Here is a 12786-nt window from a genome sequence, read left to right as displayed (position 1 = left end):
TTAAATCAATGCTTCAATCTTTATAATTTTTCTTTTTTTTAAACGTACTTTTTATATTTTTGCATCACTATGGCAAAACAAGAAGATATATTTAAGAATGTGGTTTCGCACGCAAAAGAGTACGGATTTATTTTTCCGTCAAGCGAAGTATACGACGGATTAAGTGCAGTGTATGATTACGCACAAAATGGAGTCGAATTAAAAAAGAATATCCGTGAATATTGGTGGAAATCAATGGTTCAGATGAACGAGAATATTGTCGGCCTTGATGCTGCAATATTGATGCATCCAACAACCTGGAAAGCTTCAGGCCACGTTGATGCTTTCAATGATCCGTTAATTGATAATAAAGATTCGAAAAAAAGATATAGAGCAGATGTTTTAGTTGAAGATTATGCTGAAAAGCTAAATCAAAAAGCTCAAAAAGAAATTGAAAAAGCAAAAGCTCGTTTTGGAGATGCTTTTAATGAAGAAGAATTTGTTACCACAAATGCTCGTGTTGTAGAATATCTTTCAAAATATAAAGAAATTTTATCAAGACTTGCAAAAGGAATGAGCGAAGATCTTCAGGATGTAAAAGCTTTAATCGAAGAATTAGAAATTGCTGATCCTGAAACCGGTTCAAGAAACTGGACAGATGTTAAGCAATTCAACCTAATGTTCGGAACAAAATTAGGAGCTTCTGCAGATTCTGCAATGGATTTATATTTACGTCCGGAAACAGCTCAGGGTATCTTTGTGAATTTCCTGAATGTTCAAAAATCAGGTCGTATGAAAGTTCCTTTTGGAATTGCTCAAACGGGTAAAGCGTTTAGAAATGAAATTGTTGCAAGACAATTCATTTTCCGTATGCGTGAATTTGAACAAATGGAAATGCAATTTTTCGTTCGTCCGGGTGAAGAAATGAAATGGTATCACCACTGGAAAGAAGCCCGTTTAAACTGGCATTTATCTTTGGGATTAGGAAGAGAGAATTATCGTTTTCACGATCACGAAAAATTAGCCCATTATGCCAATGCTGCTGCCGATATTGAATTTAACTTCCCGTTCGGATTTAAAGAATTAGAAGGAATTCACTCTCGTACAGATTTTGATTTAAAAGCACACGAACAATATTCTGGTAGAAAATTGCAATATTTTGATCCTGAATTAAATGAAAACTACGTGCCATATGTAGTCGAAACTTCAGTAGGTTTAGATCGTATGTTCCTGGCTGTTTTTGCCACTTCATTACAAGAAGAAACTCTTGAAGACGGTTCAACTAGAACAGTATTGAAATTACCATCAGTTCTGGCACCAACAAAAGCCGCTATTTTACCATTGGTTAAAAAAGACGGTTTACCGGATATCGCCAGAAAAATCATCGAAGATTTAAAATGGGATTTCAGTGTAGCTTATGACGAAAAAGATGCAGTAGGTCGTCGTTACAGAAGACAAGATGCACTTGGAACTCCGTTTTGTATCACTGTAGATCATCAAACAATCGATGATGAAACAGTAACAATTCGTCATAGAGATACCATGAAACAAGATCGTGTAAAAATTTCTGAATTGAAAGATATTATCGAAAACGAAGTTTCTATGAAAAACTGGTTGATGAAAATGTAATTTTTTTAAATTTCATATATTAAAATCCCAAATTCCAATAGGAGTTTGGGATTTTTTAATTTTGCATTGGCGTGTTTATTTCCTTATTTTAACATTTGTTTATACTTATTAACAATGAAATGTTTGATTAACAGAATTGCGTAAATTAGATGCGCATACAAAGTCTAAACACCATTTTAAAAATAATATTGAAAAAGTATTCTTATATTATTATTGATGATAACGCCGAAGATATTTTGAAAACTCACGCGCTGGCCGGAGAGTTTTCAGAACTTACCTGTATTGCAACGGCTACAAATTATCAGGACGGATTGAATTTGGTTTTAGAACATAAGCCCTCTTTTATTTTTTTAGAAATTGATCCCACAGAATTGTCCAGCAATTTATCGCTTTCCTTCATTAATGAATTGCATCGATATCTTACAGAAGTGCCTAAAATAATTGTTACCACTTCTGCAAAAGAGCTTGCTTTTGATGCGATTCAATACAATGTTTTTGATTATATCCTGAAACCTGTTTTAGAGATTGATTTGCTTAAAATTATTTTAAAGCTGGATAAAACGACCTTAGAAGCAAATGCTGCAAAAATTAAAAATAGAATTAATACTTCAGTAATTCCAGCTTTGCAGCCTGCTCAAATTGATAAACCGCTTATTTTATGCATTAAATCATATGGCGATTATCGTTATATATCTACAGACGATATTTGTTATTTTCAAGCCGATAATAATTCTACAGATATTTATTTGAGTTCCGGCGAAATGATAACCGCTTTTAAAACCTTAAAACATTTTGAGTTTGTTTTATCGCACCCGTTTGTAAGAATTCACAATAGCTTTATTATCAATCAAAATTACATTTCCAGAATTCATAGCGGACACTCAGTTTGTTACATTAAAAATTCTCCGAAAAAAATTCCCTTCTCAAAAACCTATAAATCAAATGTTGATTTGATTATTACTAATTTTTCTGCAGGAAATTACTTAGAAGTCTAAAAACTAAGTATTTACATCGATTTGACGTTCATTGACTATCAATTGGGCATGTTTTACCATAAACTGATTTTTTCACACAATTTTTTTATGTCGTGGTCTTAGCTTTGTCCCATGATTTGCAACCAAAGCAATCATAAGCCCCAAAAATAAATCAAAACTAAACACCTCAAAAACATGAAAAAAGCAGCTTTAACAATCGGATTATTTTCTTTAGTAGTAGTAACAACTTCATTTACGGCACCAGAAATGGCAGCAAATGCTTTAAATAAAAACACCTATTTTGAAAAATCTATTGATCCCAGAGGCGGTGCAACAGGTGGCCAAACTAAAAAAGTTGATGGACTAATGCCAACTGAACAATCTACATTAATAAACAATAACTTAGATTTTACAGCTGTTAATCAATCTTTAGGCTTAAACAAAAAGCAAGATTAATTTTAATTAATTTACCTGATAATATTTTAGGCTGCCAAAATTTTGGCAGCCTTATTTTTGTATGTATAGTTTTAGTATTTTTGATGAAATTGACAACGTTGAAAAGAAAATTTCACATACTATTATTTTTAATTTTTGTTTTTGGAGCTTGTTCTGAAAAAACAAATTCAGATAAAAATATAATTTCTTCCTCAGACAGTCTTCCAACTTATCTTTCATTGGCCAATGAAGAAAAATTACCTTTAAATTTTAAGCAAGATTATAATAGAAAAGCCTTGTCTATTATTTTAAATCAAAAAGATGATTCAATAAATAAAGTAAATCTTTTTAAAGTTGCCAATCGATATTACAATATGAGCGATTGGAAGGGATACACCGAAACCACCAGGTTAATTTTAGAACGATCAAAAAAATCTAATGACTCGGCTAATATTGCTAAAGCCTATTCATATTTAGGAGATTATTATGTAGTAAAATCTATTGCTGATAGTGCTTTTATGAATTACTATAAGGCTGAAAAACTTTATTTAAGGTTAAAAGATGAATATCATATTGCTAAAACGTTTTTAAATAAAGCTAGTCTTCAATATAACGAAGGTGATTTTTTTGAGAGTGAAATTAATGTCTTTAAGGCTTTAAGTAGTTTAAAAAAGCAAAAAAATGTGAATGATCTTTTTTATGAGAGTTATAATATTTTGGGAATATTATATAATGAAAGAGAAGAATATGACAAGGCACTCGAGTTTCAAAACAAAGCCTTATTGGTATTAGAAGATAAATCAATACCATTAGAATTTCAATATAAAGCGACTTCATTAAATAATATAGGATATGTTTATTTAAAGACATATAATTATAAAAAAGCGAAAGTTTTTTTTAAAGAAGGATTAGAACAAACCAATCTGTTTAAGGACAAACCAACCTTATATGCTATACTATTGGATAATTTGGCTTACACTAAATTTAAATTAAAAGAATCTGATCAATTGCCGGACTTGTTTTACCAATCTTTAAAGATTAGAGATAGTTTAAAGCTTAAGGCAGAAATAATAGCCACCAAAATTCATTTATCAGAGTATTTTGCTTTTAAAAAAGATACATTTAAAGCCATACAATTTTCAAAACAAGCCTTAATGCAGGCTCGTACATCAGATAAATTAATTAATACCTTAATTGCTCTTAAACAAATTGCAATTGTTGATCCAAAAAATGCTTCCTCTTACTCAAAAGAATATATTCATCTTAATGATAAAATGTTGAAAGCTGAACGTAATATGGGGGAGAAATTCTCGCGGATTGAATACGAAACCAATGAAATTAAAGATCAAAACTCCAACTTACAGGAAAAGAACAAAACTTTAGTTTATGTTTTTAGTATTTGTACTTTGGTGGGATTATTTTTCTACGTTTATAAAACCCAGCAAGCCCGTAATAGGGAATTGCTTTTTAAACAGCAGCAGCAGGTTGCCAATGAAGATATTTATAATTTGCTGATTTCTCAGCAAAACGATATCGAATTAACACGTATAAAAGAAAAGAAAAAGGTTGCCCAAGAATTGCACGACGGAGTTTTGGGCAGAATGTTTGGCATTAGAATAAGCCTTGACAGCCTGGAACAAATGGATGAAGACGAAGCATTACCGAAAAGAAGAAAATATTTAATGGAGCTTAAAAATATTGAAGAAGATATACGTGAAATTTCCCATGATTTAAATAGAGAAAAATCCGAACTAATTAATAATTTTGTCCTAATTTTAAACAAATTGTTTGAAAACCAACAAAATACTTATGATTCGGAACTGATCACTTCTATTGATCCCCAAATAAAGTGGGAATTAGTGAGTAATGCTGTAAAGATTAATATGTACAGAATTATTCAGGAAGCACTTCAAAACTGTAATAAATATGCTAATGCAGAAAAAATTACTGTTGAATTTAAAAGTGAAATAAACTATCTGATTTTATCAATTTATGATGATGGAATTGGGTTTAATACCAAGAGAACAAAAAACGGAATAGGTTTGCATAATATTGAATACAGAGCAGCAGAATGTAAAGGAAGTATGTCAATAAAATCTGTTCAGGGAGAAGGAACCTTACTAGTTGTAAAAGTGCCAATAGATCAAAAAATTAACCTGCAAAATAATGACAATTGAACAAAACCCCCCAGTTTCTCAATTAATTAGACGTAATGTATTAATAGTTGACGATCATCCTTTTATTATTGAAGGATACAAAAATGCTATTACACGGTACAACCCTAAGAAATATGATTTTGTTATTTCGCAGGCTTATGATTGCAGATCTGCTTATGATTTAATCGAGAATGAAGCAACTCCGAATTTCGATGTTGCCTTTTTAGATATTAGTATGCCGGCTTATGAAGAAAAAGATCTTTATTCTGGTGAAGACCTGGCAAAGTTAATTCTGAAAAAAATGCCCAATTGCAGTGTTATTCTGCTTACGATGTATACAGAATTACTAAAAATTAAAACCATAATCAGAACCATAAACCCAAATGGTTTAGTAATTAAAAACGACCTTACGTTTGATGAATTGCTTTTTGCCTTTGATAAAGTAATGAAAAATGATAAATATTACAGTCAGTCCGTTCAAAAAATGCTGAATCAGTCGCCTCATAATTCCATTGAAATTGACGAATTTGATAAACAAATATTATTTCATTTATCAAAAGGAACTCCAACACACGAAATGCCACAATATATTCCGATTTCCTTAAACGCAATCGAGAAACGAAAAATCAATCTGAAAGAGCTATTAAAAATAAAATCCGGACTTGACGAAGAATTGGTCAAAGAAGCCAAAAGTAAAGGGCTTTTTTAGAATAAAAATTCCAATAAAAAAATTCCAAATTCCAATTGATACTCATATCGTTGGAATTTGGAATTTTTATTTTGGAATTTAAAAGTTTATTCGCTTAAGGCATCCCAGCCACGAGCTTTTAAAGGAATTTGAGTGTTTGCGCGTGTAACCAGATTTATTCCCTCACTTTCATCAGCCATGTGGCCAATAATAGAAAAGTTTGGATTTCCTTTTATTTTATCAAAATCATTAATGTCAATCGTAAACAACAACTCATAATCTTCTCCGCCATTGATTGCAACCGTTGTGCTGTCAATATTGAATTCTTCACAAGTCGAAATAAATTGCGGATCAAGCGGCAATTTATCTTCATATAAATTACAACCCACTTTTGATTGTTTACACAAATGAATAATTTCTGAAGATAATCCATCAGAAATATCAATCATCGAAGTTGGCTTAATTTCAAGAGCATGCAATAAAGTACGAACATCTTTTCGGGCTTCCGGTTTTAATTGACGTTCTACCAAATAAGTATAAGGATCTAAATCAGGCTGACTGTTTGGATTAACCTGAAAAACCTGTTTTTCGCGCTCCAAAACCTGCAATCCCATATAAGCAGCTCCAATATCACCCGTTACAACAAGCAAATCAGTTTGTTTGGCTCCATTTCTATAAACAATTTCATCTTCATTAGCTTCACCAATAGCAGTAATGCTAATAATTAATCCTTTTTGAGATGAGGTTGTATCTCCGCCAATAACATCAACTTTATATTCTTTTGCGGCGTGTGTAATGCCTTCAAATAATTCTTCCAGGGCTTCTAGTGGAAAACGATTAGAAACGGCTACAGAAACCGTTATTTGCGTTGGTTTGGCATTCATCGCACAAATGTCAGACACATTTACCACGACAGCTTTGTAACCTAAGTGTTTTAATGGCATATAAGCCAAATCAAAATGTACGCCTTCAATTAATAAATCGGTAGAAATAACTACTTTTTTATCTTTAAAATCAAGAACCGCAGCATCATCGCCTATACTTTTTAAAGTAGATTCTTGTGTAACATCAAAATTTTTGGTTAAATGTTCAATCAGGCCAAACTCGCCTAATTGCGCTAAACTGGTACGTTGCGGATTTTTATCTTCGATCATTTTTTCTAAGTTCCAATGTTTTTATGCTACAAAGGTACAATCCCGAAGCTTCGGGAGCAAAGGTTTTGGCTTATTTTAATGAGAATCACTTTGGTTCCATTAATAATAGGATACTAAAATTGACATTTTTTTCGGATCTTTAAGAGAATTAAAAAACAGAAAAAATGAAATCATTTGATATAGTTACACTAACCGTAAATCCTTCGGTTGATAAAAGCACCCATTTTTCGGGGTTGATTGCTGAACAAAAAATAAGATGTAAAGACCCTCAATTTGACGCAGGCGGTGGCGGAATAAATGTTTCTAAAGCAATTTCCCGCTTGCGCGGAAATTCATTAGCCGTTTTTACAGCAGGCGGACCAGTTGGAGAAATGCTAAAAAATTTGGTTGCAGAAGAAAAAATAGATTTTGAAGTAATCGAAACCAAAACAGCAACAAGAGAAAATTTTATTGCTGTTGATGATCATACAAATTCGCAATATCGCTTTGGATTTTCGGGTGATGTTTTGGAAGATTCAGAAGTTGAGAAGATTTTAGAAACAATTTCGAATTTAAAACCAAAATTTCTCGTGGCAAGCGGAAGCTTAAATGAGGGATTGTCTGATGATTTTTATCAAAAAATAGCAGAAATAGCAAAAACATCAAACTCAAAATTAGTTGTAGATACTTCTGGCGAAGCCTTAAAGAAAGTTTTAGAAACGGGTGCTTATCTCATAAAACCAAACGTTGGTGAACTGGCAAAATTAATAGGCGTTGACCGTCTGGAGATGGAAGAAGTAGACGATGCCGCTAAAAAAATCATTGCCAACGGCGGAGCAGAAATTGTAGTAGTTTCTCTTGGTCCGCAAGGAGCAGTTTTAGTCACAAAAGATAGTTGTGATTTTGTTCCGGCACCCAATGTGGCTAAAAAAAGTACCGTTGGAGCTGGAGATAGTATGGTGGGCGGAATGGTTTGGGCATTATCTCAAAATAAAAACCTGAAAGAAGTAATTCGCTGGGGCGTTGCCTGCGGATCTGCCGCAACAATGAATGAAGGCACACAATTATTTAAATTTGAAGATGCCAATCGTTTATTTGAATGGTTGAAGAATAGGTAATTTAGTTATAAGTTATTAGTTATCAATTATGAGTTTCGTTTGTCTACAGAGAATAAATAAATTTTCAATAATAATATTTAAAGAAACAGATATTATCCACAATTTATATCGTCGATCTAAATGGTAGAGGCGCACAGCAGTGCGTCTCCCGCACCGTAACCACAATTTATTACACATCGTAAATGCAATACTAAACCCGACAGGTTTTTAAAACCTGTCGGGTTTGGCATAACGGAATAAAATGGGGTTACGTTGTGTGAGACGCACTGCTGTGCGTCTCTACAAATGCGTCTCTACGGAAATAAAAAAAATAGAAATTTTCTATTTTTTTTATTTCCTGTTGACAAACTGTTGTCACCAACCCTCAATAATTTTGAAGTATTAAATAATTAAAACTTTAAAATCATGAAAACATTAGCAGCTCAGGTAATTACTCCGGAAGATTTATTGAAACATTGGCAAGGTCACCGCGCCTTAACGCGTCGTGTAATTGAAGCTTTTCCTGAAAAAGACTTTTTTGAATTTTCTATTGCAGGAATGCGACCTTTTGCAAAATTAGCCGATGAACTTTTAGCCATTGCGGTTCCGGGTTTAAAAGGAATCGTGACTAAAGAAACAAAACCATTTGCAGAAGACTCAGAAAAATTAGTTTTTAAAGCACAATATCTTGAAAAATGGGATGAAGCAACTGCAGAAATTAACGAGTATTGGCAAAAACTTTCGATAGAAGATTTTAATGAAAATTTTAATCTTTTTGGTCAATATGAATTTCCGGTAATTCAGAATATTCTATATTTTATTGATAATGAAGTGCATCATCGCGGACAAGGTTATGTGTACCTAAGAGCTTTAGGAATTGAACCTCCTTTTTTCTGGGAAAGATAATTAGACAAATTTTATATTATAACTTTATTGAACAAATCTAAAATTATTGACCATGAGCCTAAAAAATATAATGTCCAATTATGCAGATTACAATTTATGGGTAAATCAACAATTCGTGAATTGGCTTTCGCCGAAATCTGATGAACTGCTTTATGCAGAAGTACCTTCGAGTTTTTCGACTATTATGAAAACGCTCGATCACATTTGGTCGACAGAAGAATATTGGTTTTCTGTTATTTCTGAAACTTCTTTATTAGAAAAGAAGCTTGAAAGTGAATTGTCTAAAGAAGAAATTCTTTCAGGTTTATTAAATTCATCTAAAAAACTGGCCGATTATATTAATTCATTGTCAGAAGAAGATTTGGTAAAAAAAGTTAAAATCATTAATCCCTGGTTTGAATGTGAACTTCCAATTTCTGACTATTTACTTCAGGTTATTAATCACGGCTCTTATCACAGAGGCCAGATTGTAACAATGGGAAGAAACATCGGAATTACAGATGCCTCAAATACAGATTATAACTTTTATAATGTTGTGAAAACTCAGCAATAAAATAAAAAACTCCCGAAGATATTCTCTCGGGAGTTTTTTTATAAAAGTCTTTTTCTGTTGACTTCTAATAATTCTAAAGTTCTAGTTTTAAGGCTTTCAGGCTCTAATATTGTGGCATAATCTCCAAACATTAAAAACCACCGCGGAAAACCATTGTCGACACTGCTGGACATAAAAGTCATTTCAATTTTCCCGTCCACTTCTTTTTCTGAAACAAAACCGTGATATTTTTTTTCGGATACAAGATATCTTGCAATTTTCTTTTCAATCAAAATTCGGACTTTCGTCGTTGGAATTGTTTCTGTTTTATTTAAGTATGTTTCTAATGAATCATGTTCGATCGTAAAATCACAGTCTGTTTTTTTTATTGCCTGAATTCTATCGGTTCGAAATTGTCTGTAATCTTTTCGTAAATGACAATAACCCAGAAAATACCAATTATTGTGGTCGTGAAAAACGCCAACGGGTTCAATATTTCGCTGCGTTACTTCTTCTTTATCAAAGGTTTTATAGGATAACAAAATTTGCTTTTTCTCGGCAATACTTTCAAAAAGAACCGCCAGCGTATTAGGCGAATTATCGTTAAACATGGGTTCTGCAGTTTGCATGACAACCCTTGATTCAATATTCGAAAGCCAGTCTTTGTCATTACTTCTTAAAACCGATTTCAATTTATACATCGCCGATGCGTAATGATTTCCCAAAGAAGGATCTGTAAATTTCTGCATCAGTTTTTCGGCAGCAATAAAACTGCTTACTTCCTCGCGCGTAAACATTACAGGCGGTAATCTGTAACCTTCCATTAAAGCATAGCCAACTCCGGCTTCACTGTAAATAGGAACTCCCGATGCTTCCAAAGTTCGAATATCCCTGTAAATCGTTCTCAAACTACAGTCAAAACGATCAGCCAATTCCTGAGCTTTTACAATTTTTTTAGATTGTAACTGAATCAGAATGGCAACAATACGGTCAAATCGTTTTGGGGTTTCGTCCATTTTTTTTCTTTTGAGGTTCAGAGGTTCAAAGATACAAAGGTTCAAAGTTTAAAGAAATAAAAAAGATGTTCCAAATTAGGACAGATTTATTGGTTAAAAATAGAACATTTTATTCACAACGTATGTCCGTTTCGTTAAAGGAAACGTATTCACAATATTTGTATTGATTGTCGAATTTCTTTGCGGGAGACGCACTGCTGTGCGCCTCTACGATATGCGTTGTGGAATGTATTATGTCTAGACAAAACAAAAAAAACAAAAAACCCAACAACTTTCGTCATCGGGTTTAAATCTATATTCTTTACTCTTGCTTCTTTCTTCTAAAAAAACAAAAATCTAATCGTTCAATTTCAAAACAGCCATAAAAGCTTCTTGCGGAATTTCAACGTTTCCAACTTGTCTCATACGTTTTTTACCTTTTTTCTGTTTTTCAAGAAGTTTACGCTTACGCGAAATATCTCCACCATAACATTTTGCGGTAACGTCTTTACGAAGTGCTTTAATCGTTTCACGAGCGATAATTTTTGCTCCAATTGCGGCCTGAATCGGAATGTCAAACTGTTGTCTCGGAATCAATTCGCGTAATTTCTCGGTCATTTTTTTACCGATGTTATAAGCATTGTCTTCGTGAATTAAGGCAGAAAGTGCATCAACCGTTTGAGCATTCAAAAGAACATCCAGTTTTACTAATTTCGACGTTCTCATTCCGATAGGGGAATAATCAAAAGAAGCATAACCTTTAGAAACTGTTTTTAAACGATCGTAAAAATCAAATACAATCTCAGCAAGAGGCATGTCAAAATTCAATTCAACACGTTCTGTAGTCAAATATGTTTGATTGGTAATTTGACCACGTTTTTCTATACACAAACTCATTACGTTTCCTACGAAATCAGCTTTTGTAATAATTGTAGCTTTAATATAAGGTTCTTCAACTCTGTCTAAACGAGAAGGTTCAGGTAAGTCAGAAGGATTATTTACAACGAATGGAGTTTCAGGATCTTTTTTGGTGTAAGCCAAATACGAAACGTTGGGAACTGTAGTAATTACAGTCATATCAAACTCACGCTCTAAACGTTCCTGAATAATTTCCATGTGAAGCATTCCTAAGAATCCGCAACGGAAACCAAATCCTAACGCTGCAGAACTTTCAGGTGTAAAAACTAACGAAGCATCATTCAATTGCAATTTCTCCATAGAAGAACGCAAATCTTCATAATCTTCAGTATCAACAGGATAAATTCCGGCGAAAACCATTGGTTTTACATCCTCAAAACCTGTAATCATATTTGTGGTTGGCGTTTTTGCATCCGTTAAGGTATCACCAACTTTTACTTCTTTCGCTTCTTTAATTCCGGAAATCAAATAACCAACATCACCAGCAGAAATTACGTTTTTAGGAACCTGATTTAATTTCAAAGTTCCAATTTCGTCAGCAAAATATTCATTGCCGGTAGCCATGAATTTAATTTTTTGCCCTTTTTTGATTTGCCCGTTTACAACTCTAAAAATAACTTCGATTCCACGAAACGGATTATAGTGCGAATCGAATATCAAAGCTTGTAAAGGCTCATCAACATTTCCTGACGGAGGTGGGATTTTTTCGATAATGGCAGCTAAGATATTCTCAACACCAAAACCTGTTTTTCCCGAAGCATGAATAATATCTTCTAATTTACATCCTAATAAATCGATAATATCATCACTAACTTCTTCAGGATTAGCACTTGGTAAATCTACTTTATTCAAAACCGGAATAATTTCCAGGTCATTTTCTAAAGCAAGATATAAATTTGAAATCGTTTGTGCCTGAATACTTTGTGCAGCATCAACAATCAATAGCGCACCTTCGCAGGCAGCAATCGAACGAGAAACTTCGTATGAAAAGTCAACGTGACCGGGAGTGTCAATTAAATTTAAAATATATTCTTCTCCCTTATAAGTATATTCCATTTGAATGGCGTGACTTTTAATGGTAATTCCACGCTCGCGCTCCAGATCCATGTTGTCAAGCAATTGTGCTTTTTCTTCACGAGCTGTAACGGTTTGTGTGGCTCCCAATAATCTGTCTGCCAATGTACTTTTACCGTGGTCAATGTGTGCAATAATGCAAAAGTTACGTATCTTCTTCATTTTATAATATCAATTCTCTATACGAGTTTAAGTAATTCCGGGTATAAATTTACTCTTGGGCAATTGCTTTAGAGCGTGTTATTAAGGGGCAAAGATAGCGCAAAGTTT

11 protein-coding genes are annotated in these 12786 nt (G+C 33.2%); 8 read left to right on the top strand and 3 right to left on the bottom strand.

Annotated elements, in window-relative coordinates; genetic code table 11:
• Positions 1–69: 69 nt before the first annotated feature.
• The 5 genes from AC4FQ3_RS10555 to AC4FQ3_RS10535 all read left to right on the top strand — a co-directional run bounded on the left by AC4FQ3_RS10555 (position 70) and on the right by AC4FQ3_RS10535 (position 5882).
• Entirely contained in the window at positions 70–1608 is a 1539-nt protein-coding gene (locus tag AC4FQ3_RS10555) for a glycine--tRNA ligase (protein ID WP_463459453.1), read from the top strand.
• Positions 1609–1796: 188 nt separating this feature from the next.
• A complete protein-coding gene (locus tag AC4FQ3_RS10550; protein WP_491181822.1) occupies positions 1797–2603 on the top strand; it encodes a LytR/AlgR family response regulator transcription factor in 807 nt (268 codons plus the stop codon).
• 174 nt (positions 2604–2777) lie between these two features.
• Positions 2778–3038: a hypothetical protein gene (locus AC4FQ3_RS10545; RefSeq protein WP_491181821.1), complete on the top strand. Its 261-nt coding sequence runs from the start codon at positions 2778–2780 to the stop codon at positions 3036–3038.
• Positions 3039–3136: 98 nt separating this feature from the next.
• Complete coding sequence (locus tag AC4FQ3_RS10540) at positions 3137–5194, top strand: tetratricopeptide repeat-containing sensor histidine kinase (RefSeq protein WP_491181820.1); 2058 nt, start codon at positions 3137–3139, stop codon at positions 5192–5194.
• Complete coding sequence (locus tag AC4FQ3_RS10535; protein WP_042562959.1) at positions 5184–5882, top strand: response regulator; 699 nt, start codon at positions 5184–5186, stop codon at positions 5880–5882. The genes AC4FQ3_RS10540 and AC4FQ3_RS10535 overlap by 11 nt, the downstream gene beginning before the upstream one ends.
• An 86-nt stretch (positions 5883–5968) precedes the next feature.
• On the opposite strand, the gene thiL is transcribed toward AC4FQ3_RS10535, so the two are convergent.
• The gene (gene thiL / locus AC4FQ3_RS10530) at positions 5969–7015 is read right to left on the bottom strand and encodes a thiamine-phosphate kinase (protein WP_073397391.1); all 1047 of its coding nucleotides are present in this window, start codon (positions 7013–7015) and stop codon (positions 5969–5971) included.
• A gap of 164 nt (positions 7016–7179) precedes the next feature.
• Here thiL and AC4FQ3_RS10525 point away from each other — a divergent pair, with 164 nt between their 5' ends.
• From AC4FQ3_RS10525 to AC4FQ3_RS10515, 3 genes are all read left to right on the top strand, one after another.
• On the top strand, positions 7180–8112 hold the full coding sequence (locus tag AC4FQ3_RS10525) for a 1-phosphofructokinase family hexose kinase (RefSeq protein ID WP_491181819.1): 933 nt from the start codon (positions 7180–7182) through the stop codon (positions 8110–8112).
• A gap of 405 nt (positions 8113–8517) precedes the next feature.
• The gene (locus tag AC4FQ3_RS10520) at positions 8518–8997 is read left to right on the top strand and encodes a DinB family protein (RefSeq protein ID WP_302093942.1); all 480 of its coding nucleotides are present in this window, start codon (positions 8518–8520) and stop codon (positions 8995–8997) included.
• 52 nt (positions 8998–9049) lie between these two features.
• The gene (locus AC4FQ3_RS10515; RefSeq protein ID WP_491181818.1) at positions 9050–9550 is read left to right on the top strand and encodes a DinB family protein; all 501 of its coding nucleotides are present in this window, start codon (positions 9050–9052) and stop codon (positions 9548–9550) included.
• A 38-nt stretch (positions 9551–9588) separates the two neighbouring features.
• On the opposite strand, the gene AC4FQ3_RS10510 is transcribed toward AC4FQ3_RS10515, so the two are convergent.
• Positions 9589–10545, bottom strand: a complete 957-nt coding sequence (locus AC4FQ3_RS10510; protein ID WP_491181817.1) for a helix-turn-helix transcriptional regulator — start codon at positions 10543–10545, stop codon at positions 9589–9591.
• Between the two features lie 336 nt (positions 10546–10881).
• Positions 10882–12678 carry a translation elongation factor 4 gene (lepA, locus tag AC4FQ3_RS10505; RefSeq protein ID WP_491181816.1) on the bottom strand — a complete coding sequence of 599 codons (1797 nt, stop codon included), beginning with the start codon at positions 12676–12678 and terminating at the stop codon, positions 10882–10884.
• Positions 12679–12786 lie beyond the last annotated feature (108 nt).

This window comes from Flavobacterium sp. AK-345 (assembly GCF_058310175.1).
This window is presented reverse-complemented; position numbering and strand designations above follow the sequence as displayed.

Bases quoted from the DNA above. Each gene is read 5' to 3' on its own strand.
- AC4FQ3_RS10555 (WP_463459453.1), top strand. From the start codon at position 70: ATGGCAAAACAAGAAGATATATTTAAGAATGTGGTTTCGCACGCAAAA.
- AC4FQ3_RS10545 (WP_491181821.1), top strand. From the start codon at position 2,778: ATGAAAAAAGCAGCTTTAACAATCGGATTATTTTCTTTAGTAGTAGTA.
- AC4FQ3_RS10535 (WP_042562959.1), top strand. From the start codon at position 5,184: ATGACAATTGAACAAAACCCCCCAGTTTCTCAATTAATTAGACGTAAT.
- thiL (WP_073397391.1), bottom strand. From the start codon at position 7,015: ATGATCGAAGATAAAAATCCGCAACGTACCAGTTTAGCGCAATTAGGC.
- AC4FQ3_RS10525 (WP_491181819.1), top strand. From the start codon at position 7,180: ATGAAATCATTTGATATAGTTACACTAACCGTAAATCCTTCGGTTGAT.
- AC4FQ3_RS10520 (WP_302093942.1), top strand. From the start codon at position 8,518: ATGAAAACATTAGCAGCTCAGGTAATTACTCCGGAAGATTTATTGAAA.
- AC4FQ3_RS10515 (WP_491181818.1), top strand. From the start codon at position 9,050: ATGAGCCTAAAAAATATAATGTCCAATTATGCAGATTACAATTTATGG.
- AC4FQ3_RS10510 (WP_491181817.1), bottom strand. From the start codon at position 10,545: ATGGACGAAACCCCAAAACGATTTGACCGTATTGTTGCCATTCTGATT.
- lepA (WP_491181816.1), bottom strand. From the start codon at position 12,678: ATGAAGAAGATACGTAACTTTTGCATTATTGCACACATTGACCACGGT.